Genomic DNA, 23,236 nt, shown 5'->3' on the forward strand with positions numbered 1-23,236 from the left:
GCCTCAGGGTGCGCTCCGCGCTCTGTACGGAAACGCCGGGCACACGTCATCGTTCCAGCGAGACCACGGCAAACCAGAGTTGCCAACGGGCACCCGGGATCCTGGCGATCATCCGGTCGATACCGTCCGCCCCGCGATGCAGCGCGATCCCCGTCGACGTGTTCCGGAAGGGCACGGTTCCAAGCGTGGCCAATCCGTGGAAGTCCCACTGGCTCGACGAAAAAATGGAATCGGCAAGGCGTTTGTCCGCAGGGACAAGGGGGTGCTCGTCTGGCGTGCGCGCCGACGGCGTCAGGTAACGATATGCATTGATGAGCGGATTGCAGCCCAAGGGTTCAATGAAAACAGCCACGCCGCCCTTCTTGAGAATGCGATGGATCTCCCGCAGCGATCGCTCGGTGTCCAGGTGGTGGATGATGCCGCTACCAAACACCAGGTCGAATGTCTGGTCCGGGAACGTCGTGGCGTGGGCATCCATCGTTTCGAAATACACGTTCGAAAGCCCTTCAGCGCTCGCAATGCTCCTGGCGTGCATGATGGCCACATCCGAGATGTCGATCGCATCGACGCGATCGGCATGCCTCGCGATCCTCATGGACCATAGTCCCTGGGCACATCCGTATTCCAGCACGCGCCCGCCGGTGGCAGCGGCGATGATTCGCTGCTCCCAGTTCCTCTGCGCTGTCGAAAGTGCCCAATAGTACTTGCTCTGCGCGCGCTTGGTCTCGGTCGAGAATCTTGTGTTGTGGAACTGACGCTCACGCTGCAACCGTTGGCGCTCGAGAACGTCCATCCGCCTCCTCCATCGATACGCACAAGGATTGGGCCTGGTCGTCGAGCGATCAGGTCCGATGTTCCAAGCAACGGCTGATTTTGCCGCTAGCGGCCAACGCCTGAGCCCAAACGCACCCTGGCGGGGTGCGCATTGGATCCCTGCGGATCCGGTCGCGAGTCAGCGGTGGTCAGGCCATCAGGCCGTGTTCACTTCAGCATGCTGCCCGTATCCAGCCAGCGCTGGTGCCACGACAACGCCTCCGGCAGCAGGTGCGGCGTGTGCTTGCCGTAGCTGTCGCGGCTGGCGCGCTGGAAGTAATCCTCCAGCGCATCGCGGAAATCCGGGTGCGCGCAGTGGTCGATCACCTGGCGCGCGCGCTGCTTGGGCGACAGCCCGCGCAGGTCGGCCACGCCCTGTTCGGTGACGATGATCGACACATCGTGCTCGGTGTGGTCCACGTGGCTGACCATCGGCACGATCGAGGAGATGCTGCCGCCCTTGGCCGTGCTCGGGCTGAGGAAGGTGGACAGGTAGCCGTTGCGCGCGAAGTCGCCCGAACCGCCGATGCCGTTCTGGATGCGCGTGCCCATGATGTGGGTGGAGTTGACGTTGCCGTACAGGTCGGCCTCGACCATGCCGTTCATGCCGATGCAGCCGAGCCGCCGGATCAGTTCCGGGTGGTTGGAGATCTCCTGCGTGCGCATGATGATGCGCTGGCGGTAGAAGTCGATGTCGCGCTTGAACCGCTCGTTGGCCTCCGGGCTGAGTGCGAAGCCGGTGCACGAGGCGCTGCTGATGATGCCTTCGCGCAGCAGGTCGAGCATGCCGTCCTGGATCACCTCGGTGAATGCGGTCAGGTTGCGGAAGCCGCTGGCGGCCAATCCCGCCAGTACCGCGTTGGGGATGTTGCCCACGCCCGACTGCAGCGGCAACAGGTTGGGCGGCAGGCGGCCGGCCTTGACCTCATGCTTCAGGAACTCGACCAGGTGCATGGCGATGCGCTGGCTGGTCTCGTCGGCGGGGTTGAACGGACTGTTGCGATCCGGGCCGTGGGTGCGCACCACCGCCACGATCTTGGCCGGGTCGCAGCGCAGCGCGGTCTCGCCGATGCGGTCGTCGGGCTTGACCAGCGGGACGGGTCGGCGGTGCGGCGGCAGCGCCGTGCCGTAGTAGATGTCGTGCATGCCGTCGACGCCGGCGGGCTGCCAGTCGTTGACCTCGATGATCACCTTCTTCGCCAGGTCCAGCCAGGTCTTGTTGTTGCCGACCGAGGTGGAGGGCACCAGCGAGCCGTCCTCGCGGATGGCCGACACTTCGATCACGGCGGTGTCGATTTCGCCATAGAAGCCGAACCACGCATGTTGCGCGACGTGGCTCAGGTGCACGTCGATGTACTCCAGCGTGCCGTCGTTGATCCGCTTGCGCGCGTCCGGGTCGGACTGGAACGGCAGGCGCAGTGCCAGGCCATCGACCTTGGCCAGCGCGCCGTCCAGTTCTGGCGCGGTGGAGGCGCCGGTCAGCAGGCTGATCTGGAACCGGTCGCCCTGCGCCTGCGCCTGCTCGATGCGATGCGCCAGGGCCTGCGGCACGGCTTTGGGATAGCCTGAGCCGGTAAAGCCGCTCATGGCCACCGTGGTGCCGGGTTGGATGAATCCAGCCGCCGCGTCGGCGGACATGACGCGGTCCAGAAGGCGTGGGTCGCGGATGCGTTCGTCGGACATGGAGCACTTCTTGCGGGGGGAATGGCAATTATCCCTCCGCTGCTCCGGGGCTGTACTACATCCAACGTAGGGCTTGAAATCGACTTTCTGTACCCATTGGTACTGTTTTGCACTGCAGCGTGCATTCTCGCTAACAAATCCTTCACGATCGACCTGCATCCCGACGTGGGGGAGGGAGCAGGCCCGCAACCGGTTCAGACCGGGGCGGGCTTTTTTGTTGCCCGGCCTCCGCCCGAGGATGTGTCCCGGACGAAACGGGATGGGGGGACAGGCCGCTTGGCGCGTTTGAGATGGCTTGGCCAACGTGTCGTTCACGGCCAACGGGCGCGGACGTGCCCGCCACTTCACGCGATAGGGGATACCTGAATGAATCGACTTGCCCGGGCCATCACGCTGGCCATCGGAACCCTTGGGATGGCCGCCACCGCGCAGGCCGCGACCTACGTGGTCACCGCCAATGGCCAGGCCTTTGACAGCGCGTTGGCGCGCAAGGTGGAAGCGGCCGGCGGCAGGATCGCCTCGCGCTTGCCGGAAATCGGCGTCGCCATCGTCGAATCCGACGACAGTGCGTTTGCCGCGCGGGCAGGCAAGGTGGCGGGAATTCGATCGGTGGTGTCGGACCTGAGCGTGCAGTTCGAAACCCCGGTGGAGGTGTCCGAGCTTGATCCGGCCTATGCCAACCCACCGGGCTCTGCCGACAACGATCGTTTCTTCAACCTGCAGTGGGGTGCGGCGGCCATCGACGTGGCGGGCGCGTGGAACCGGGGTTACCGTGGCGCGGGCGCGGTGGTCGCCGTGCTGGATTCCGGCGTTGCCTGCCAGCACGCCGACATCGCCTCCAACCTGCTGCCGGCCTCGGCGTCGTTCGTGCCCGGCGAAAGCGTGTGCCATAACCGCATCGGCAACTTCAACCACGGCACCCACGTGGCCGGCATCATCGCTGCGGCCGACAATGGGGTCGGTTCGATCGGCGTGGCGCCTTCGGCGAAGCTGCTGGCGGTGAAGGTGTTGTCCGGGGTGACGGGCTCCGGCAGCTTCTCCGCGATCATCAACGGCATCGTGTACGCCGCCAACCAGGGGGCGGACGTGATCAACATGAGCCTCGGGACCCGCGGTGGCCTGCCGGTCAACGGGCAGGGCGCCAACCAGGTGGCGGAGCTGGTCAACGCGACCAAGCGCGCGGTGAAGTACGCCCGTTCGCGCAATGCGCTGGTGGTGGTGGCGGCCGGCAACGACGGCATCGATTTCGACCATGCCAGCGGCACCAGGGTCTGTGATACCGACGGCACCTGCTTCGTGCCCAACCTGAAGGCATTCCCGGCCGGCGTGCCGGGTACGCTGGCGGTGTCGGCAACCACGCCGGTGGGCTGGGGCGTCAACCAGAACGCGGACAAGGATTACCTGGCCAGCTATTCCAACCATGGCGCTTCGCTGATCGCGTTTGCCGCGCCGGGTGGCGACGCACCGCTGGCCGGAACCCCCGTGGGCAGCCAACTGTGCGTGGTGGCGGGGATCGCGGCGTCGTGCGCCACGTTCGACAATGTGCTGGCCCCCGGCGGCTATGGTGGCACGCCGACGGCGCTGACGTCGTCGTACTACTTCGTGTCGGGCACCAGCATGGCCGCACCGCATGTCTCGGGCGTGGCGGCGCTGATCATCGGCAAGCACGGTGGCGAGATGGCGCCGACGGACGTGGAGCGCATCCTGCGCGCGACGGCGGATGACCTGGGCAAGCCGGGCAACGACCCGGCGTATGGCGGCGGCCGGGTCAACGCGGCGCGCGCCGTGGCCCACTGACCACTCTGTGTGGCATCCATGCGGCCGCCTTCGGGCGGCCGCATGCGTTGGGCCCATGCCAGAATCCGTGCATGGCCCTCCTTTCCCCATATCCCGCGTCGACACCCCTGGTGGAGCGGGCACTGGCCCGGCTGGGCGACAGCAACCCCGACAACGCCCGCCTGCTAGCGACGCCCGGCGTGCGCGAGCGGGTGGCGCAGGTCGCGCTGGCCAGCGAGTTCGCGATCGAGACGCTGCTGCGCCAGCCACCGCTGCTGGCGCGGTTGCTCGGCGAGGACGGTGGCCGGTTCGCGACGTGGCCGGTGCCCTCGCTGTCGATCGAGCAGCGGACCGAATGGGCCGCCATCCTGCGTCGCCACCGTGCCGCCGTGTCCACCCGCCTGGTGTGGCGCGACGTGCTGGGCCTCGACGACGTGGCGGCCACCCTGCAGGGGACCACTCAGTTGGCGGACGATTGCCTGCAGGCCGCGCTCGGTGCGCTTGAGGCTGATTTCGCCAGTCGCCACGGCGTGGTCCGTGACGCGGACGGGTGCATGCAGCGGCTGGTGGTGTTCGGCCTGGGCAAGCTGGGCGGCGGCGAGCTGAATTTCAGTTCGGACGTCGATCTGGTCTATGCGTACGAGCACGACGGTGAATCCGACGGCCCACGCCCACTTCCCGCCGAACAGTATTTCGCCCGCCTAGGCCAGCAGTTGGCCAAGCTGCTGGACGAGGTGACCGCCGATGGCTTCTGCCACCGGGTGGACCTGCGCCTGCGGCCGTATGGCAATGCGGGCCGCGTCGCCTGGTCATTCGCCGCGATGGAGCAGTACTTCCAGCGCGAAGGCCGTGACTGGGAACGCTACGCCTGGCAGAAAGCGCGGCCGGTGGCCGGGGACCTGGCCGCGGGCGAGCGTTTCCTGGAAACGCTGCGCCCGTTTGTCTATCGCCGCTACCTCGACTACGGCGCACTTGATGGCCTGCGCGCGATGAAGGCGGCGATCGCCGCGGAAGTGGCGCGCAAGGAATTGGCCGACGACATCAAGCGTGGGCCCGGCGGCATCCGCGAGATCGAATTCCTGGTGCAGGCGTTGCAGCTGATCCGCGGTGGCCGCGAGCCGGAACTGCGTGGTCGGCAGCTGCACCCCGCGTTGGAGGCGCTGGTCGCGGCGCACCAGGTCACGCCGCAGGCGGGGCAGGCGCTGGCACGTGCGCACCGATTCCTGCGAAGGCTGGAAAACCGGCTGCAGATGCTGCGCGATGCCCAGACCCACGCGCTGCCCACCGATGGCGACGACCGCGCGCGGATCGCCGCCGGGCTGGGTTACGCCGACTGGGACGCCCTGCGCGCCGAGCTGGATGGGCATCGCCAGCGCGTGTCCGGGGAGTTCGCCGCGCTGCTGTCAACGCGCGGACGCCGCACGGCTCCCGATGCGCTGGCGACATACTGGCAGTTGTTGCCCGACGCCGGCGATGCCGGGACGCTGGCCGCCGCCGGCTTCGTCGAGGCGGGCAATGCCGATGCGATGCTGCGCGATTTCGCCCGCAGCCCGGGGGTGCGAGCCCTGGCCACGGGCGCGCGGCAGCGCCTGGACCGGGTGCTGCCGGCGTTGTTGCAGGGCGCCGTCACCGCCACCCAGCCGATGCTGGCGCTGCGCCGCCTGCTGGACCTGCTGCACAACGTATTGCGGCGCAGTGCCTACCTGGCGCTGCTGGACGAGCAGCCGGCCGCGCTGGCGCGACTGGTCGAAGTGGTGGGTCGCAGCGCCTTGCTGGCGGAGCGGTTGGCCACCCACCCGTTGCTGCTGGACGAACTGCTGGATGCACGGGTGACCGGGCCGCTGCCGGGCCGCGAGGCACTGATGGAAGCCTGCAGCGCGATCGATGGCGGTGACGACACCGAGGCCACGCTGCAGGCCCTCAACGAGGTGCGCCAGGCGCTCAGCTTCCGCATCGCACTGGCGCAACGCGACGGCCGCCAGGGCGCGGTGGACAGCGCGCGGCAGCTGGCCTGGCTGGCCGATGGCGTGGTTGCGCGGGTATTGCAGCTGGCGCGCCAGGAAGTGCGCGCCGCCCATGGCGACGTGCCCGCCGCGCAATTTGCGGTGGTGGGCTACGGGAGCCTTGGCGGCGAGGAACTGGGCTTTGGTTCCGACCTGGACCTGGTGTTCCTCTACGACGCGGCCCCCGAGGCGCAGTCCGACGGGCCACGGCCGCTGGACGCGGTCCGCTGGTTCGCGCGGTTGGCGCAGAAGGTGGTGGCGTTGCTGGGCGCGGTCACCGCCGCCGGCCGCCTGTTCGACGTGGACGTGCGGCTGCGCCCGGACGGTGCCAAGGGCCTGCTGGTGTCCAGCCTGGCCAGTTACACCGATTACCAGCGCGCGCGCGCGTGGACCTGGGAACATCAGGCCCTGGTGCGCGCCCGCGGCGTGGCCGGGGACGCCGGCCTGCTGGCGCGGTTCGAGGCGGTGCGCATGGAAACGCTGGCCCGGCCACGGGACGTGGCGAAGGTGGCGGAAGAAGTGGTGGCGATGCGCCGCCGGATGCGCGCCGAACTGGACCGCAGCGATGCGGCCCAGTTCGACCTCAAGCAGGGCGAGGGCGGGTTGGTCGACCTGGAGTTCCTGTTGCAGGCGCTGGTGCTGGCCCATGCCCATGCGTGCAAGCCGCTACGGACTCCGCGCGATACCCCCGGGTTGATCATGGCCGCACAGGCCTGCGGCCGGCTGGAGGCCGACGAGGCCTGCCGCCTGCAGGCGGCGCACACTGCGCTGCTGGGTCTGGGTCTGGAGTGCACGCTGGACCGTCGACCGCGCCGCGTCCCGTTCACCGATGCGCTGGACGCTGCCCGTGCCGCGGTGCGCGACGTGGCCCGCACCCACGGCCTCGCGTTCGACGCCGACTGACACCCGGAGCGTGGTGGCTCAAGCGGCGGGCAACCGGGCCAGGCGCTGCCGCACCTCGTCGGCGACCCGCGCGGTCTCGCGCAGGGCGGTGACGGCGAATGGTGCCGGCGGCCCGTCCAGGGGACGCACCCGGCCCATGGCCAGCAGCTGCGTCACGAACCGCCCCGGGCGTCCCTGCGCCTCCCCCGCGACATGCACCGGTACATGGGTGGCCGCCGCCTCCGAGAGCATGTTCACCGAATCGGCCGTGCACACGATCCGGTCGGCCCAGCCGAGCAGCCCGGGGTAGGGGTTGGGCGCGGTCCCGCCGGCCGCATCCACCCACAGCACCCCGGGGACATCTTCAAGCCGAGTACGCAGTCGCTCGATGGCCGCCGGCGGCGTGCGCCGCGAGGTCGTGGCCAGCACGCTCCCGCCTTCGGCTCGCACGTGCGCCACCAGCGTCTCCAACCACCGGTCGAAGGCGACGATGTCGAAATCGCCGGCGTGGGTTCGGCCGCCCACCAGCAAGGTGGTCCTGGGGCCGGGCAGCCTGCCCAAGGGGGCGAACTCGCGGCGCGCGGCGGCCAGCCACAGGTCATCCACCGGGTGCAGGCTGCCGGTGACCTGGATCACGTTGTCGCCGCACAGGCCGTCGTGCCGGGGCACGACCAGCAGGTCCCACAGCGCCGGATCCAGGCGTGGATCGAGGATCTGCACCGCGCGGGCACCGCGGGCGCGCGCCAGCCGGGTCGCCAGGGCCGCCTGCCGGCCGCAGCCGATCACCAGCGGTGGCACCTGTGCCAGCGCGGCGGCGAACGGCGGCCCGAAGGCACGTTCGGCCCCCGGCAGGCGACGCGGCGCCACCCAGCGCCATGGGGCCCGCGCCTGCAGCGCCCAGTCGGTGACTTCGACCGCCATCGCGGCGGCGAGGGCCTGGGCCTGCCGCACGTTGCCGGCGGCACCATCAGTGACCGTCCAGGCCCGTGGAAGGCCGTTGTCCGGACGCTCCTGACGGCCTGTTCGTTGCACGTTTGTCATCAATCCGTTCCGGTGGAGGTCACTGTGCCACGGCCTGCGAGACTCTACACTCTGCTTCATCGTTCGCGACACCCGTCGCGGCACCCATGGAGATGATGATGTCCCGGACCCTGCCCACTGCGTCGCTCGAGCAACTGTTCACCACCGCGCGCACCCACAATGTACTGGGCGGCGAAGTGAGCGACGACACCCTGCGCCAGCTGTACGAACTGGCCAAGTGGGGTCCGACCAGCGCCAACTCCTCGCCGGCGCGCTTCGTGTTCGTGAAGTCCGCCGAGGCCAAGGCCAAGCTCGGCCCGGCCCTGGATGAAGGCAACCATGCCAAGACCATGGCCGCGCCGGTCACCGTGATCGTCGGCTACGACATGGCCTTCTTCGAGAAGATGCCGTACCTGTTCCCGCACACCGACGCCAAGGCCTGGTTCGACACCAAGCCCGACGAGGTGCTGGAGACCATCGGCCTGCGCAACGGCAGCCTGCAGGGCGCCTACCTGATCATGGCCGCGCGCGCGCTGGGCCTGGATACCGGCCCGATGTCCGGTTTCGACAACGCCAAGGTCGATGCCGCGTTCTTCGCCGGCACCCGGATCAAGTCCAACTTCCTGCTCAATCTCGGCCACGGCGATCCGGACAAGCTGTTCCCGCGCTCGCCGCGCCTGCCGTTCGACGAGGCCGCGCAGATCCTCTGAACCCTTGCCGTTGGTGCGCCAGTCGCGCATCGCCACCTGCCCACCGCCGGGCCATCCCCCCAGCCCGGCGGCGTTCCACCCACCCCGTAGTCCCCGCCTGCCCAACACCCGGAGCCACACCATGTTCAAGCGTCTTGCCCTCGCCACCGCCCTGATCACCGCCAGCGCCGCCGCCTTCGCCGCGCCGGTCAGCTACAAGATGGACCCCGCCCACACCGACGTGGTCGCCAGCTGGAACCACTTCGGTTTCTCCAACCCGATCGCGCACTTCGGCCAGGCCGACGGCACCATCGTGTACGACGCCGACAACATCGGCCAGTCGTCGGTCAACGTGACCATCCCGCTGGCCGGCCTGAACTCGCACGTGGGCGCGTTCGACGAGCACCTGCGCAGCGCCGACTTCTTCGATGCCGCCAAGTACCCGGCCATCACCTTCAAGAGCAGCAAGGTCGAGGCCGCCGGCGAAGGCAAGCTGCGCGTGTTCGGTGACCTGACCATCAAGGAAACCACCAAGCCGGTGGTGCTGGACGTGAACATCAACAAGATCGGCGAGCAGCCGATGGCGAAGAAGCTGGCGGCCGGTTTCGATGCCAGCACCACCATCAAGCGCACCGATTTCGGCGTGGGCCTGTACGCCCCCAACGTCAGCGACGAGGTGACCATCCGCATCACCACCGAAGCGCTGGGCCCGAAGGTCGAAGCCGCTGCCGCGCCGGCCAAGGGCAAGGGCAAGCGCAAGTAATCGTCCGCAGGCAGTCGCCTGCCCGTGATCGGCGCGTGGCGGTTATCCGCCGCGCGCCGATCCTCTAGACTGCGCGGATGATCATCGAACGCCCCTCCGCGGACCGCGGCCACGTGCGCGCGGGCTGGCTCGACAGCCACCACACGTTCTCGTTCGGCCATTACTACGACAAGGCGTGGATGGGCTTCGGCCCGCTGCGGGTGATCAACGAGGACCGCGTCGAACCCGGCGCGGGCTTCCCCCCGCACCGCCACGCCAACATGGAAATCCTCAGCTACGTGCTCGAGGGCGCGTTGTCGCACCAGGACAGCACCGGCGGCGGTGGCGTGATCCGCCCGGGCGAGGTGCAGTGGATGAGCGCCGGCCACGGCGTGGAACACAGCGAGTTCAACGCGTCGCAGGACGCGCCCGTGCATTTCCTGCAGATCTGGCTCCAACCCGACCGCGTGAACGCGGCGCCTGCGTACGCACAGCAGGCGTTCGAACCGGTCGAGCGTCACGGCGCCTGGGCCACGCTGGCCTCGCCCGAGGGCCGCGACGGCGGCCTGCCGATCCGCCAGGATGCGCGCCTGCTGGGCACGCTGCTGGCCGCGGGTGAGGCGGTCGAATACCCGCTCGACGGCGGCCGCCGGTACTGGCTGCATGTCGTCACGGGCGAGATCGAGGCCAACGGCCGCGTGCTTGCCGCCGGCGATGCGCTGGGTTTCGCCGACGAAAGCGGAACACTGGCATTGACGGGGCGCGGCACGGGCCGTGCCGACGTGCTGCTGTTTGACCTGACACGCTGAGTTCCCGCGCCACCGATCCTGCCGCGTGAGCGTGGGCGGTGGACACGGACGCACCTTTGCGATGGCGAAGGCATGGTGCCGTAGGCCCACCGGCGCGATGTGCGTCGGGGACGATACAGCCCTCCCGGGGCGGCCGCTGGTAAACTGCAGGTCCAAGTCGCATCGTGTTCCGCCACCATCATGACCGCAGCCAACGCCCATCCCACCCAGGCCAACGCCGAGCAGCGCTACATCGTGCACCGCAGCGACCTGCCGCTGAGCTGCCCGATGCCGTCGATGGCGCTGTGGAATTCCCACCCGCGCGTGTACCTGCCGATCGAGGCTGAACGCGAGTGCCAGTGCCCGTACTGCGGCGCGCACTACGTGCTGGAAGACTGATCCCCGGCCCGCACGCCGCGCCTACGCGTGCCTACGCGCCTGACCGTCGTGCAGTTGCTGCCCGCGCTGGAATCGGGCGGGGTCGAACGTTCCACCCTTGAGATCGCGCAGGCGCTGGCCGCCGCCGGCCACCGCGCCATCGTGGTCTCGGCCGGGGGGCGCCTGGTGCCACGGCTGCTCGCCAGCGGCGCCGAGCACGTGGCGTTGGACATCGGGCACAAATCCCTGCTGACCCTGCGCCACGTGCGCACCTTGCGCGCCCTGCTGCAGCGTGAGGGCGTGGACATCGTGCATGCGCGCTCGCGCCTGCCGGCGTGGATCGGGCGACTGGCATTGCGCGGGCTGCCCGCGGCGTCGCGCCCGCACTGGGTCACGACCGTGCACGGGCTCAATTCACCTTCGCGCTACAGCGCGGTGATGGCCAGCGGCGAGCGGGTGGTCTGCGTGTCAGACAGCGTGCGCGACCATGTGCTGCGGCACTATCCCGGCACGCCACGCGAGCGCCTGCGGGTGATCCCGCGCGGCATCGACCCGGCCGCGTTCCCGCGTGCGCCGTCGGTCGATGCGCCCGCCCGCGCCTGGGCCGCCACGCAGCATCCCGCGCTGGCCGGCGATGCGCCGCTGCTGCTGCTGCCGGGGCGCGGCACGCGCCTGAAAGGCCATGGCGATGCCCTGGCCCTGATTGCGGGCCTGGTGGCCGCCGGCCACGACACACGCCTGTGGCTGCCCGGTGCGCGTGAGCCCGGCCGCGAGGCCTACATCGCCGAACTGGAAGCAGAGGCCGCCCGCCTGGGCGTTGCCGACCGGGTCGCCTTCACGCCACCCACCGACGCCATCGCCCGGGCCTACGCGGCCAGCACGCTGGTGCTGCAACTTTCGCGCAAGCCCGAGGCCTTCGGCCGTACGGTCATCGAAGCGCTGGCGGTGGGGCGGCCGGTGCTGGGCTGGGCCCATGGTGGCGTGGGCGAACTCCTGTCCACGCTGCAGCCGGAAGGCGCGGTAGCACCGTTTGACCAGGCCGAACTGTTGACCAGAGCGCGGTGCCTGCTCACCCAGCCGCCGACGCTACCCGTTACGATGCCGCACACCTTGCTTGCGATGCAGGAGGCCACGCTTGCCGTCTACGCCGAACTTGTCGACTGATACGGGCCGTCCCCTGCCGCCAGGCGCGCGCCCACGGCCGGTGCACGGCTGGCGCTGGGCGCCGGCCTGGATCCTCGCGCACGTGGCGCTGTGGCCGGCACCGGGCTATGCCGAGGCGGTGCTGGCGCTGGGCGCGCTGGCCGCGCTGGCCAAGCTGTTGCTGTCGCGCTTCCGCGGCGGCGAGCAGCTGTTGAGCCACCAGGCATGGGCGCTGACGAGCGTGATGTTCTTCGCCTACTGGCTGCCGGAACTGGTATCGGCCTTTGATGCGGTGGACCGCGCACACGCCTTCGCCCAGACCGCCGAGGACCTGCGCTACCTGCCCTTCCTGTGGCTGGCGGCCTCGGCGGTGGCCGACGAGCGCGGGCGACGGGTGACCTTTGGCGGTCTGGCGCTGATCCTGGCGGTATGGGTGCTGGACGCGCTGCTGCAGGCGCTGGTCGGCACCAGTCCGCTGTTCTTCGGCATCGATGCGATCAAACAGGCCGTCAGTGGCCATGGCATGTGCAGCGCCCAGGACGTGGCGGCGCTCGACCGGCTCAGCGGCGTGCTCGGGCCGTGCAACCTCAAGCTGGGCGTGGTGGTGGCCAGCCTGTCGCCGTTCCTGCTGTACGCGGTGGCCGCGCGGTTTGGCGCCATGGGCTGGCTGCTGGCATCGGCGCTGGTTGGACTGGTGGTGTTGCTGGCCGGTGCACGCGCGGCATGGCTGACCTACGCGTTGGTGGTGGTCTGCTCGGGCTGGCGGTTGCTGGGCTGGAAGAAGATGGCCCTGACCCTGGCGCTGGGTGCAATTGCACTGGCCGCGTTGGGCATCGGTTCGCCGCAGGTGCGCGAGCGGCTGGCGCGCACGTCGCATGCGCTGAGCGCCAACGGCGAGGGCGTGGACCAGGCCTTGTCGGGCCGGGCACGGATCTGGTCGGCCGCCACCTGCATGGCGCGCGAACATCCGGTCAACGGCGTGGGCGCGCGTGGCTTCCGCGACGCCTTCCCGGCGTGCGACCCCGAACCCGGCAAGCAGGCGGCGTGGGGCGAAGGCCCGGCCTTCCATGCGCACCAGATCGTGCTCGAGATCCTCAGCGAGACGGGCGTTTTCGGGCTGCTGATGTGGCTGGCCGGCGCGGCGATGGCGTGGCGGGCGTGGCGCTTCTCGTCGCCGGCGGCGCGGGAGCGGGCCCGCCCGGCCATGTTGGCCCTGGGGGTAACGGTGTTCCCGTTCAACACCCACCTGGCGTTCTATTCCACCTTCTGGGGTGGTTTCACACTGCTGCTGGCGGCGCTGTATGCCGGCAGCCTGTTGTCCCGCGACGGCGACGCGACGGTCAGCGGAGCTAGCTGACGCAAGGCGGTCGCCACCACCGTGTCGGCCGGCACGGTCACGCGTAAGGGGACAGGCCGTCGGGTTGCCGCTTGAAACGGCGATGGATCCACAGGTACTGCTCCGGCGCGCGCCGGGCCATGGCTTCGATCGCCGCCATGATCCGCGCGGTGTCGGCGGTGGCGTCGTCGGAGGGAAAGCCGTCGAACACCGGCGACAGGCGCAGGGTGTAACCACCGTCGGTGCGGCGTTCGTGGCCAAAGGCGACCACCGCCGCACCGGACAGTCGTGCCAACTGGTGGGTCGAGGTGAGGCTGTGCGCGGAACGGCCGAAGAACGGCACGTACACGGCGTCGCCGCGGCTGGGGTCCTGGTCGGGGGCGTACCACAGCAGGCCACCCTGCTTGAGGTGCTTGACCACCGGGCGCAGTTCGGACTTGGTGAACATCGCCGCGGCATAGCGCAGGCGGCCGCGCTTGACCGCCCACTCCATCGCCGGCTCGGCGTGTGGCCGGTACATGCCGGCCAGTGGCAGGTGGTCGCACATCAGCCGGCCGCACACTTCCAGCGTGGTGAAGTGGCCCGACACCACGATTACCCCACGCCCGGCGGCACGCGCCTGCTGCAGGTGCTCGAGTCCTTCCACCCGCAATCCGCGACGCAGCGGCTCGATCGAGCCCCACCACGCCCGGGTGAACTCGAACACGCCGATGCCCAGGGCGGCGAAATGCCGGCGCAGCAGTGCCGCGCGCGCAGCGTCGTCGAGTTCGGGAAAGCACAGGGCGATGTTGCGCTCCGCAATGCGGCGCCGTGAGCCAACGGCCACGCGCAGCACCTGCCCCATCGCCGTGCCGCAGGCCCGCTGCAGGGGCCAGGGCAGGCGCGCGAGCAGGGCCAGCACGCCGATGCCAAGCCAGGTCGGCCAATGGCGGGGCGCAAGGGGCGGCGGGGGCATCGCGGGCGGTGCGGACATGCGGCGATTGTATCGTCGTGCTGCCGGCGTTGCCCCATGGCGTGGCGGGCTTCGCTATCCTTTCGCGATGCGGAAAGATCCCATCGAACGTTTGCTGCGCGGCCTGTATTCGGCGGCGCTGTACGTATTGGTGCCGATCACCCTGTACCACCTGGTGTGGCGCGGCTTCCGCCAGCCCGCGTATTTCCATCGCTGGCCGGAGCGCTATGCGTTCTACCGCGGCGTGGTGCCGTTCACGCAGACGCTGTGGGTGCACGCCGTCTCGGTGGGCGAGGTCAATGCCGCCGTGCCGCTGGTCAACGCGCTGCGCCGCGGCCGTCCGGACCTGCGCCTGCTGGTCACCACCATCACGCCGACCGGTTCGGAGCGGGTACAGGCGCTGTGGGGCGACGACGTGGAGCACGTGTACCTGCCCTATGACCTGCCTGGCGCGGTGGGGCGTTTCCTGCGCCACTACCGTCCCTGCGCGGCGCTGATCATGGAAACCGAGTTGTGGCCCAACCTGCTGTTCGGGTGCCGCGACCATGGCGTGCCCAGTTTCATCCTCAACGCGCGCCTGTCGGAGCGTTCGCTCAAGGGCTACCGCGTGCTGGCCCCGCTGGTGGGCCGCGCGCTGCGTACGGTGTCGCGGGTGGCCGCGCAGTCGGCGGCGGATGCGATCCGGTTCGTGCGGCTGGGCGCGCGCACCGCGCAGGTGAGCGAGGTGGGCAACCTCAAGTTCGACGTGGCCGTGCCCGACACGCTGGAGGCGTTCGCGCGCGAATGTCGTGCGCATGCCGGGCGCCGGCCGGCGTGGATCGCGGCCAGCACGCATCCCGACGAGGAAGCCAGTGTGCTGGCGATCCATCGCCAGCTGCGCGGTCGCTTCCCCGACCTGCTGCTGCTGTGGGCGCCGCGGCATCCGGAGCGCTTCCGCGTGGCGGTGGAGAGCGCGCGCGCGCTGGGTTGGCGGGTCGCCACGCGCTCGCGTTCGCGATGGCCGTCGGTCGACGATGACGTCTTCGTCGTCGACACGCTCGGCGAACTGCTGCGTTTCTATGCCGGGGCCGACGTCGCGTTCGTGGGCGGCAGCCTGCAGGCCATCGGCGGACACAACCTGCTGGAACCGGCGGCGGCAGGCGTCGCCATCGTCACCGGGCCGCATTTGCACAACTTCGAGGAGATCTCGCGCCGGCTGGCCGAGGCCGGTGCGCTGCGCGTGGGCGAGGATGCCGAAGCGGTGCGTGCCGCGCTGGAAGCGCTGCTGGCCGATCCACGGGCGCGCGAGCAGATGGTCGATGCCGGGCGCGACCTGGTGGAGCGCGGGCGCGGCGCGCTGGCGCAGACGCTCATCCTGTTGCAGCCGGTGCTGCCGCCAGTGCCGGACCCGCGCGGGGCGCCCGCGATGTCGGTGCCGATGCCCTGACCGTCGGGAGGCGGCACTCGTTGTGCGGATTCCTGAAAGACAAACGGCCCGCACAGGGCGGGCCGTCTGTCGGGAGCAGGGTGCTGCCGGCCGGGTTGCGCGGATCAGGGTGCCACGGGCGCCTGCACGTCCACCGTCAGCAGGCGGTTGACGTCCTGCAGGTTCTCGGCGTCCAACGTGCCGGCAGCCTGCTCCAGCGTCAGCCGGCGCTGCAGGAAGTTGTACTTGGCCTGCGCATAGGCGAGCTGTGCGTTGAACAGGTTGCGCTGGTTGTTGAGCACGTCCAGCACGGTGCGGGTGCCCACTTCCAGGCCCACCTGCGAGGCGTCGTACGCGCTCTGCGCCGAAACCAGCGCCAGGCGGCGCGCTTCGACCTCGCTGATGCCGGCGATGACCGTCTGGTAGGCGTTGCGGGTGTTGCGCTCAAGCGCGCGCTTCTGCTGCTCCAGGCCGTCCTGCGCGGCGTCACGCTGGGCAAGCGCCTGGCGCACGCGCGACTGGGTGGCGCCGCCGGAGAAGATCGGCACCGACAGGGTCAGGCCGACGGAGGGGCCGCGGCTTTCGCTGTCGGTGGGGTTGGTGGAGGAGAACTGGTTGCCGCCAAAGCTGCCGCTGAACGTCCGGTCGCCCCAGCTCTTGCTGTCGCTATACCCGGCCCCTGCGTAGAGCGTGGGCAGGTGGCCGGCGCGCGCGCTCTCGACGTTGGCGTTGGCCGCATCCACGCGGGCCTGGGTGGATGCCAGCGCCGGGTTGTTCTCCCGTGCGGCCTGCACCCAGCCCTCGATGTCGCGGCCTTCCGGCACGCTGGGCTGGAAGTCGCTGGGCAGCGCCTTCAACGTGCGGATCGGCTGACCGGTGATTTCCGACAACGCCTGGTACGCGTCCTCGACCGCGTTGCGCGCGAGGATGGTGTTGGCGCGGGCGCTGTCGAACTGCGCGCGCGCCTCGTGCACGTCGGTGATCGGGGCCAGGCCCACTTCCAGGCGCTTGGAGGCGTAGTCGAACTGCTTCTTCAGCGCGGTTTCCGCGGCTTCGGCGGCCGCCAGCGTTTCCATCTGCACCAGCACGTTGAAGTACGCCGCCGAGGTGCGGGTGATCAGCGAGTGGCCCTCGGCCGCCAGGGTGAAGTCGCCGGCGCGGCTGAGCGCCTTCTGCCCCTTGAGCGTGGTGAAGCGCGAATGGTCGTAGACCATCTGGTTCAGGTCGACCCCGAAGCGCCGCGACGTGGTTTCGGTGTCGCTGTCGCCGCTGAAGCGGATCTGACCGCCGGTGTTCGGGTCGAACTGGGTCTGGGTGGCAGGTCCCTTGCTTTCCGACCGCTGCAGCGTGGCGCTGCCGTTGACCTGCGGCAGCATCGCCGCCCGCGCCTGCACCGCGCCTTCGCGCGTGGCCAGGCGGTTGGATTCGGCGGCGGCGAACACCGGGTCGCCCGCCCGTGCCAGCTCGTAGGTCTGCATCAGGTCTTCCGCGCAGGCGGTGGCCGGGAGCAGGGTGGCGGTGCCGACGGCGGCGGCCTGGGCAAGTACGAGCGGGCGACGGATCATGCGGGGGTCCTTTTAGAACTCGAAGGTCGGTGCCGGCGCGGCGCCGGCAAGATAGGGGAGGTCCGTCTCGAACAACGACTGGATGCGCGGACCGTTGACGTCGTTATGGAGCAGCACGGCTTCCATGGCGGGAGAACGGCCGCGCACGATGAACATGCGACCGCCCGGCTCCAGCCAGCGGATGAACTTCTGCGGGATGGCTTCAACCGCGCCGGTGACGCAGATCACCTTGAACCGGCGCGGGGTGTCCCACGCCATCGCGTCGGCGTTGACCACCTGCACGTTGTTGAGGCCATGCGCCTTGATCGCGGCATCCGCCGCGGCGGCGCGTTCGCCGTCACGTTCGATACTGACCACGTCGCGGGCCAGCTGGCCGAGGCAGGCGGTGAGATAGCCGTTGCCCGTGCCGATCTCGAGCACGTCCTCGCTGCCATCCAGCGCCAGCGCCTGCAACGCGCGTCCGACGACCACCGGCTTCAGCGAGAATGCGCCTCCACCCAGCGGCAGCGGCACGTCGGCGTAGGCCAGCGCACGCTGCTCAGCCGGCAGGAAGTCCTCGCGCGGCAACGTTCCGAGTACGTCCAGCACCCGTGCATCGAGCACCTCCCACGGTCGAACCTGCTGTTCGACCATCATTTCACGGGCGTGGGCGTAATCGATCGTCATGGTGCTGTCTCGCGGGGGTGGAACCGCGAATTGTACCGGGCGGGGGGCGGAGTGTCGGCACGGCGGGCCGGGGAGTACAGGATCGCCGGGCGGGCGGGGGCGCACTGAGTGCCGGAAGTCACCGGGACTGTCGGCACCACGAGGTCGGACCCGTGCGGGCGCGCGGTCGCACCGAGGCGCGACCGCCACCGTCGGGACGCGGCCGACGTGCCTCGCGTCATCCAGGGATGGCGTGCGGCCGGTGCGCGTAGGCCCGCAGGAACAGGTCGATCGAGGCCCGCAGGTGCGCCTCCACGTCCGGCGTGGCGGTGCAGCAGCCGAACACCAGCTGGTTGTAGGGTTCGCCCTTGACCAGGCTGAAGAACTGGGCGGCGGCGACGCGGGTATCGGGGATATCGAGCTCGCCCGCGGCCATCCGGCGGTCCAGAAGGGCGGCGAACTCGCTTTGCATGCGCATCGGACCGCCCTCCCAGAACACCTGCGGCAAAGGGGTGGCGATCATCTGCGGGCTGCACAGGAAGCGGTGGCCGGCGATGGCTTCCGGGCTGCTGATCATGGCGTAGAACGCGCGGGCAATGGCCAACAGGCGTTCGCGCACCGGCATGCCGGGCTCGGCGGTGAACAGCGACGACGGCACCTGCTGCTCGCAGTAGCTGCGGGCGGCGGCCACGAACAGTGTCTCCTTGTCACCGAAGTGGCTGTAGACGGTCAGCTTGGACACGCCGGCGGCGGTCGCGATCTGGTCCATGCTCACGCCGTCGAAACCCAGTTCGATGAACAGGCGGGTGGCGGCACCGAGGATGGCGGCGCGCTTGCCCAGGTCCTTGGGCCGGCCCGGACCCGACGACTTGGCGGGGATGGCGGGGGTGCGTTCTACGGACATGCGGGAATACTAGACTATTGAGTTCGATATTTTTACAGTACCGCCAAGTTCATTAATTACGCCTGAGGCCCCCATGCGCAGCCGCACTCCCAACGGCGCCTTCCTTCGTGCCGCGGCACCGGCGGTACTCGCTGCCCTGGCGTTGGCGGCGTGTGGCAAGGGGCCCTCTTCCGGAGAGGCACCGCGCCCCGTGCTGGTGGCCCATCCGTCCGAAAGCACGCATGCCGTGTCGGCGTTTGCCGGCGACGTGCGCGCACGCGAGGAGAGCCCGCTCTCGTTCCGCGTGGGCGGCAACCTGATCGAGCGCCACGTGGATGTGGGCGCGCACGTGCGTCGCGGTGAACTGTTGGCGGTGCTGGATGCCGGCGACCTGCAGGCGCAGGCGCGCGCGGCGCAGGCGCAACTGGTGGCCGCGCAGGCCGAGCTGGGACGCGCGCGTGCCGACCGGGCGCGCCTTTCGCAACTGGCCGGGCAGCAACTGGTCAGCCGTTCCGCGCTGGATGCGGCCAATGCCGCCGCGACCGCGGCGCAGGGCCAGGTGAATGCCGCGCGCGCGAACCTGGACGTGGCGCGTAACCAGGCCGCCTACACCCAACTGCGTGCGCCGCGCGATGGATTCATTGCGATGCGCAACGCCGAGGCCGGGCAGGTGGTGGGCGCGGGGCAGGCGGTGTTCTCGCTGGCCGCCGATGGCGTGCGCGAAGTGGCGTTTGCCGTGCCTGAAGGCGTGGTGGCGGAGTTCAAGCCCGGCCTGCCGGTGCTGGTGGAGGTGTGGTCCAAGCCGGGCGAGCGTTGGCCGGGCAAGGTGCGCGAAATCGCGCCGGCCGCCGATCCAGCGTCGCGCACCTATGCCGCGCGGGTGACGGTGGATGCGCCCGAAGGCGCGCTGGAGCTGGGCCAGAGCGCACGCGTGTATCTGCCCAAGCATGGCAACGGCGCGTTGAGCGTGCCGCTGTCGGCGCTGCAGCGCACGGGTGACGCCGCGGCGGTGTTCGTGGTCGATCCGAAGACCTCGACGCTGAAGCTGCAGCCCGTGCAGGTGGGCCCGTACGGCGACGAGCGCGTGCCCGTGCGCGCCGGACTGTCGGCCGGCGACTGGGTGGTCACCGCTGGTGGCCACCTGCTGCGTGCCGGGCAGAAGGTGGTGCCGGTGGACCGCGACAACCGTCCGGTGCTGACGCCAGTTGCGGCGGATGGTGCGCCTGCCGCGGATGCTGCAACCGCCACCGCCGTGAAGCGCTGAGGCCGCGACCATGCGCTTCAACCTGTCCGAGTGGGCGCTGCGCCATCGCAGCCTGGTCGTGTACCTGATGCTGGTGATGGCCATCGCCGGCACGATGTCGTACCTCAAGCTGGGCCGCAGCGAGGACCCGACCTTCACCTTCAAGGTGATGGTGGTGCGCACGCTGTGGCCGGGCGCGACCGCCGACGAGGTGGCGCAGCAGGTCACCGAGCGCATCGAGAAGAAGCTCATGGAGACCGGCCAGTACGAGTTCATCCGTTCGTACTCGCGGCCGGGCGAGTCGCAGGTGATCTTCATGGCGCGCGATTCTTTGCGCAACAAGGACATCGGACCGCTGTGGTACCAGGTGCGCAAGAAGATCGGCGACATCCGGTCGCTGCTGCCCGCCGATGCGGTGGGGCCGTTCTTCAACGACGAGTTCGGCGACACCTTCGGCAACATCTACGCACTCACCGGCAAGGGCTTCGACTACGCGGTGATGAAGGACTACGCCGACCGCGTGCAACTGGCGCTGCAGCGCGTGCCGGACGTGGGCAAGATCGAGCTGTTCGGCGCGCAGGACGAGAAGGTGTGGATCGAGCTGTCCAACACCAAGCTGGCGACGCTGGGCGTGCCGGTGCATGCGGTGAAGGATGCGCTGGACCAGCAGAACGCGATGGTGCCGGCCGGGTTCTTCGAAACCGGCAGCACGCGCGTGGCGTTGCGCGTGGGCGGCAAGTTCCAGTCGGTGGACGAGATCCGCGCGTTCCCGGTGCGGGTGGGTGACCGTACCTTCCGCCTGGGCGACGTGGCCGAGGTGCGCCGTGGCTTCTCCGACCCGCCTGCGCCGCGCATGCGCTTCATGGGCGAGGACGCCCTCGGCATTGGCGTGTCGATGAAGGAAGGCGGCGACATCCTCAAGCTGGGCAAGACCCTGGAGACCGAGTTCGCGGCGCTGCAGAAGACGCTGCCGGCGGGCATGGAGCTGCGCAAGGTGGCCGACCAGCCGGCGGCGGTGAAGGAATCGGTGGGCGAGTTCGTGAAGGTGCTGACCGAGGCGGTGGCCATCGTGCTGCTGGTCAGCTTCTTCTCGCTGGGCCTGCGCACCGGCCTGGTGGTGGCGTTGTCGATTCCGCTGGTGCTGGCGATGACCTTCGCCGTCATGGATTTCTTCGGCGTGGGCCTGCACAAGATCTCGCTGGGCGCGCTGGTGCTGGCGCTGGGCCTGCTGGTGGACGACGCGATCATTGCCGTGGAGATGATGGCGATCAAGATGGAGCAGGGCTTCAGCCGGTTGAAGGCGGCGGCGTTCGCGTGGGAGAGCACGGCGTTCCCGATGCTGACCGGCACGCTGATCACCGCGGCGGGCTTCCTGCCGATTGCCACGGCCCGGTCGAGCGTGGGCGAGTACACGCGCTCGCTGTTCGAGGTGGTGACCATCGCGTTGCTGGTGTCGTGGGTGGCGGCGGTGATGTTCATCCCGTACCTGGGCGACAAGCTATTGCCGGATTTCCAGAAAGCGGCGCAGCCGCCGGCACCGGGTTCGCTGGCGGGCTGGTGGCACCGCAAGCGGCTGGCATGGGCGGACCGCCATCCGGCGCTGCATGACCTGATCGCGCCCAAGCCGGCGCACGACGGGCATGCGCATGATCCGTACGCCAGCCGCTTCTACCAGCGCTTCCGTGGCTGGGTGCTGTGGTGTGTGCGCCATCGCAAGACCGTGCTGGCAGTGACCGCGGGCGCGTTCGTGGCATCGGTGTTTTTGTTCCGCTTCGTGCCGCAGCAGTTCTTCCCGGATTCGGTGCGGCCGGAGCTGATGGTGGACATGGAGCTGGCCGAAGGCAGCTCGCTGAAGGCCACCACCGCGCAGGCGCAGCGGCTGGAGGCGATCCTGAAGACGCGCAAGGACCTGACCAATTACGTGGCCTATGTCGGTACCGGTTCGCCGCGCTTCTATTTGCCGCTGGACCAGCAGCTGCCGGCCGCCAACTTCGCCCAGTTCGTACTGATGCCCGAGAGCGTGGAAGCGCGCGAGGCGGTGCGCACGTGGATGCTGGACGAGGTGGTGCCGCAGTTCCCCGAGTTGCAGCTGCGCGTGACCCGGCTGGAGAACGGCCCGCCGGTGGGCTACCCGGTGCAGTTCCGCGTGTCCGGTGAGCACATCGAGCGTGTGCGCGCGATCGCCTACCAGGTGCGCGAGAAGCTGCGCGAGAACCCGCACGTGGCCAACGTCAACCTGGACTGGGACGAACCGAGCAAGGTGGTGCGCCTGCAGGTGGACCAGGAGCGTGCCCGGGCAATGGGCATCAGCTCGGCGGCGCTGTCCCAGTTCCTGTCGAGTTCGCTGTCGGGCACGCACGTGAGCACCTACCGCGAGGCGGACGAGCTGGTGGAAATACTGCTGCGCGGCCCGGAGGAGGAGCGGTTGAGCCTGTCGATGCTGGGCAGCCTGGCGGTACCCACCGCCAATGGCCGCAGCGTGCCGCTGAGCCAGGTCGCGACGCTGGAATATGGCTTCGAGGAAGGCATCATCTGGCACCGCGATCGCGAGCCGACCATGACGGTGCGCGCCGACATCTACGACGGCACGCAGCCGGCGACCGTGGCGGCGCAGATCTCGCCGACGCTGGACCCGATCCGCGCCACGCTGCCGTACGGCTATTCGATCAAGGTCGGCGGCACGGTGGAGGATTCGGCGCGCGGGCAGAACTCGATCAGGGTCGGCATGCCGCTGTTCCTGTTCGCGGTGTTCACCCTGCTGATGCTGCAGCTGCGTAGTTTCTCGCGCAGCGTGATGGTGCTGCTCACCGCGCCACTGGGGTTGATTGGCGTGACCCTGTTCCTGCTGGTGTTCAGCGTGCCGTTTGGGTTCGTGGCGTTGCTGGGCACGATCGCGCTGGCGGGCATGATCATGCGCAATTCGGTGATCCTGGTGGACCAGATCGAGCACGACCGCGCCGATGGAGCGGAACCGTGGCAGGCGATTGTCGAAGCGACGGTGCGCCGCTTCCGCCCGATCGTTCTGACGGCGCTGGCGGCGATCCTGGCGATGATCCCGCTGTCGCGCAGCGCGTTCTTCGGGCCGATGGCGGTGGCGATCATGGGTGGGTTGCTGGTGGCGACCGCATTGACCCTGTTGTGCCTGCCGGCGTTGTATGCGGCGTGGTTCCGGGTGAAGGTGCCGGCGCAGGTGTAGCCCGACGCTGCTCTGGCATTGCGCAACGCCGGAGCAGCGTCACGTCCGATCGCACTGTTGGCCAGGTCTTGTTTGGATTGGCGACCTGCCGAGC

18 protein-coding genes are annotated in these 23,236 nt (G+C 69.5%); 11 read left to right on the plus strand and 7 right to left on the minus strand.

Translation table 11 applies throughout. The features are described 5' to 3' along the window. Nucleotides 1-46: 46 nt before the first annotated feature. Nucleotides 47-793 carry a class I SAM-dependent methyltransferase gene (locus tag IP93_RS09540; RefSeq protein WP_144814966.1) on the minus strand — a complete coding sequence of 249 codons (747 nt, stop codon included), beginning with the start codon at nt 791-793 and terminating at the stop codon, nt 47-49. A 188-nt stretch (nt 794-981) separates the two neighbouring features. Next, on the minus strand, nt 982-2,496 hold the full coding sequence (scpC, locus tag IP93_RS09545) for a succinyl-CoA:acetate CoA-transferase ScpC (protein ID WP_144814968.1): 1,515 nt from the start codon (nt 2,494-2,496) through the stop codon (nt 982-984). Between the two features lie 366 nt (nt 2,497-2,862). Here scpC and IP93_RS09550 point away from each other — a divergent pair, with 366 nt between their 5' ends. Both IP93_RS09550 and glnE read left to right on the plus strand, forming a co-directional pair. Next, nucleotides 2,863-4,293, plus strand: coding sequence for a S8 family serine peptidase (locus IP93_RS09550; protein WP_144814971.1), 1,431 nt, complete (start codon nt 2,863-2,865; stop codon nt 4,291-4,293). 71 nt (nt 4,294-4,364) lie between these two features. Continuing rightward, nucleotides 4,365-7,178: a bifunctional [glutamate--ammonia ligase]-adenylyl-L-tyrosine phosphorylase/[glutamate--ammonia-ligase] adenylyltransferase gene (glnE, locus tag IP93_RS09555; RefSeq protein WP_144814972.1), complete on the plus strand. Its 2,814-nt coding sequence runs from the start codon at nt 4,365-4,367 to the stop codon at nt 7,176-7,178. Nucleotides 7,179-7,196: 18 nt separating this feature from the next. Here the strand turns inward: glnE and IP93_RS09560 are convergent, their stop codons facing one another. Next, nucleotides 7,197-8,198, minus strand: coding sequence for a mitochondrial fission ELM1 family protein (locus IP93_RS09560; RefSeq protein WP_144814975.1), 1,002 nt, complete (start codon nt 8,196-8,198; stop codon nt 7,197-7,199). 98 nt (nt 8,199-8,296) lie between these two features. Here IP93_RS09560 and IP93_RS09565 point away from each other — a divergent pair, with 98 nt between their 5' ends. From IP93_RS09565 to IP93_RS09590, 6 genes are all read left to right on the plus strand, one after another. Beyond that, entirely contained in the window at nt 8,297-8,887 is a 591-nt protein-coding gene (locus IP93_RS09565; protein WP_144814977.1) for a malonic semialdehyde reductase, read from the plus strand. A gap of 121 nt (nt 8,888-9,008) precedes the next feature. After that, nucleotides 9,009-9,629 carry a YceI family protein gene (locus IP93_RS09570; protein WP_144814979.1) on the plus strand — a complete coding sequence of 207 codons (621 nt, stop codon included), beginning with the start codon at nt 9,009-9,011 and terminating at the stop codon, nt 9,627-9,629. A gap of 77 nt (nt 9,630-9,706) precedes the next feature. Further along, nucleotides 9,707-10,417, plus strand: coding sequence for a pirin family protein (locus tag IP93_RS09575; RefSeq protein WP_144814982.1), 711 nt, complete (start codon nt 9,707-9,709; stop codon nt 10,415-10,417). Between the two features lie 180 nt (nt 10,418-10,597). Further along, nucleotides 10,598-10,795, plus strand: a complete 198-nt coding sequence (locus IP93_RS09580) for a zinc-finger domain-containing protein (RefSeq protein ID WP_144814986.1) — start codon at nt 10,598-10,600, stop codon at nt 10,793-10,795. A 27-nt stretch (nt 10,796-10,822) separates the two neighbouring features. After that, nucleotides 10,823-11,938 carry a glycosyltransferase family 4 protein gene (locus tag IP93_RS09585; protein ID WP_144814989.1) on the plus strand — a complete coding sequence of 372 codons (1,116 nt, stop codon included), beginning with the start codon at nt 10,823-10,825 and terminating at the stop codon, nt 11,936-11,938. Next, the gene (locus tag IP93_RS09590; protein WP_199747174.1) at nt 11,928-13,274 is read left to right on the plus strand and encodes an O-antigen ligase family protein; all 1,347 of its coding nucleotides are present in this window, start codon (nt 11,928-11,930) and stop codon (nt 13,272-13,274) included. Before IP93_RS09585 ends, IP93_RS09590 begins: the two co-directional genes overlap by 11 nt. A gap of 37 nt (nt 13,275-13,311) precedes the next feature. Here the strand turns inward: IP93_RS09590 and lpxL are convergent, their stop codons facing one another. Next, nucleotides 13,312-14,226: an LpxL/LpxP family Kdo(2)-lipid IV(A) lauroyl/palmitoleoyl acyltransferase gene (lpxL, locus tag IP93_RS09595; protein ID WP_144814992.1), complete on the minus strand. Its 915-nt coding sequence runs from the start codon at nt 14,224-14,226 to the stop codon at nt 13,312-13,314. Between the two features lie 67 nt (nt 14,227-14,293). On the opposite strand from lpxL, the gene waaA reads away from it, so the two are divergent. Next, entirely contained in the window at nt 14,294-15,631 is a 1,338-nt protein-coding gene (waaA, locus tag IP93_RS09600; RefSeq protein WP_144814994.1) for a lipid IV(A) 3-deoxy-D-manno-octulosonic acid transferase, read from the plus strand. A 104-nt stretch (nt 15,632-15,735) separates the two neighbouring features. Here the strand turns inward: waaA and IP93_RS09605 are convergent, their stop codons facing one another. The 3 genes from IP93_RS09605 to IP93_RS09615 form a co-directional block, all read right to left on the minus strand. Beyond that, complete coding sequence (locus IP93_RS09605; RefSeq protein ID WP_144814996.1) at nt 15,736-17,175, minus strand: TolC family outer membrane protein; 1,440 nt, start codon at nt 17,173-17,175, stop codon at nt 15,736-15,738. A gap of 12 nt (nt 17,176-17,187) precedes the next feature. Continuing rightward, nucleotides 17,188-17,841, minus strand: coding sequence for a protein-L-isoaspartate O-methyltransferase family protein (locus IP93_RS09610; protein WP_144814999.1), 654 nt, complete (start codon nt 17,839-17,841; stop codon nt 17,188-17,190). Nucleotides 17,842-18,058: 217 nt separating this feature from the next. After that, on the minus strand, nt 18,059-18,724 hold the full coding sequence (locus IP93_RS09615; protein WP_144815001.1) for a TetR/AcrR family transcriptional regulator: 666 nt from the start codon (nt 18,722-18,724) through the stop codon (nt 18,059-18,061). Between the two features lie 73 nt (nt 18,725-18,797). Between IP93_RS09615 and IP93_RS09620 the strand changes: the two genes are divergently transcribed. Together IP93_RS09620 and IP93_RS09625 are read left to right on the plus strand one after the other, a co-directional pair. Continuing rightward, on the plus strand, nt 18,798-19,967 hold the full coding sequence (locus tag IP93_RS09620) for an efflux RND transporter periplasmic adaptor subunit (RefSeq protein WP_144815004.1): 1,170 nt from the start codon (nt 18,798-18,800) through the stop codon (nt 19,965-19,967). 10 nt (nt 19,968-19,977) lie between these two features. Next, nucleotides 19,978-23,142: an efflux RND transporter permease subunit gene (locus IP93_RS09625; protein WP_144815007.1), complete on the plus strand. Its 3,165-nt coding sequence runs from the start codon at nt 19,978-19,980 to the stop codon at nt 23,140-23,142. Nucleotides 23,143-23,236: the final 94 nt, after the last annotated feature.

This window comes from Aerolutibacter ruishenii, from assembly GCF_007830115.1.
GTDB lineage: Bacteria > Pseudomonadota > Gammaproteobacteria > Xanthomonadales > Xanthomonadaceae > Aerolutibacter > Aerolutibacter ruishenii.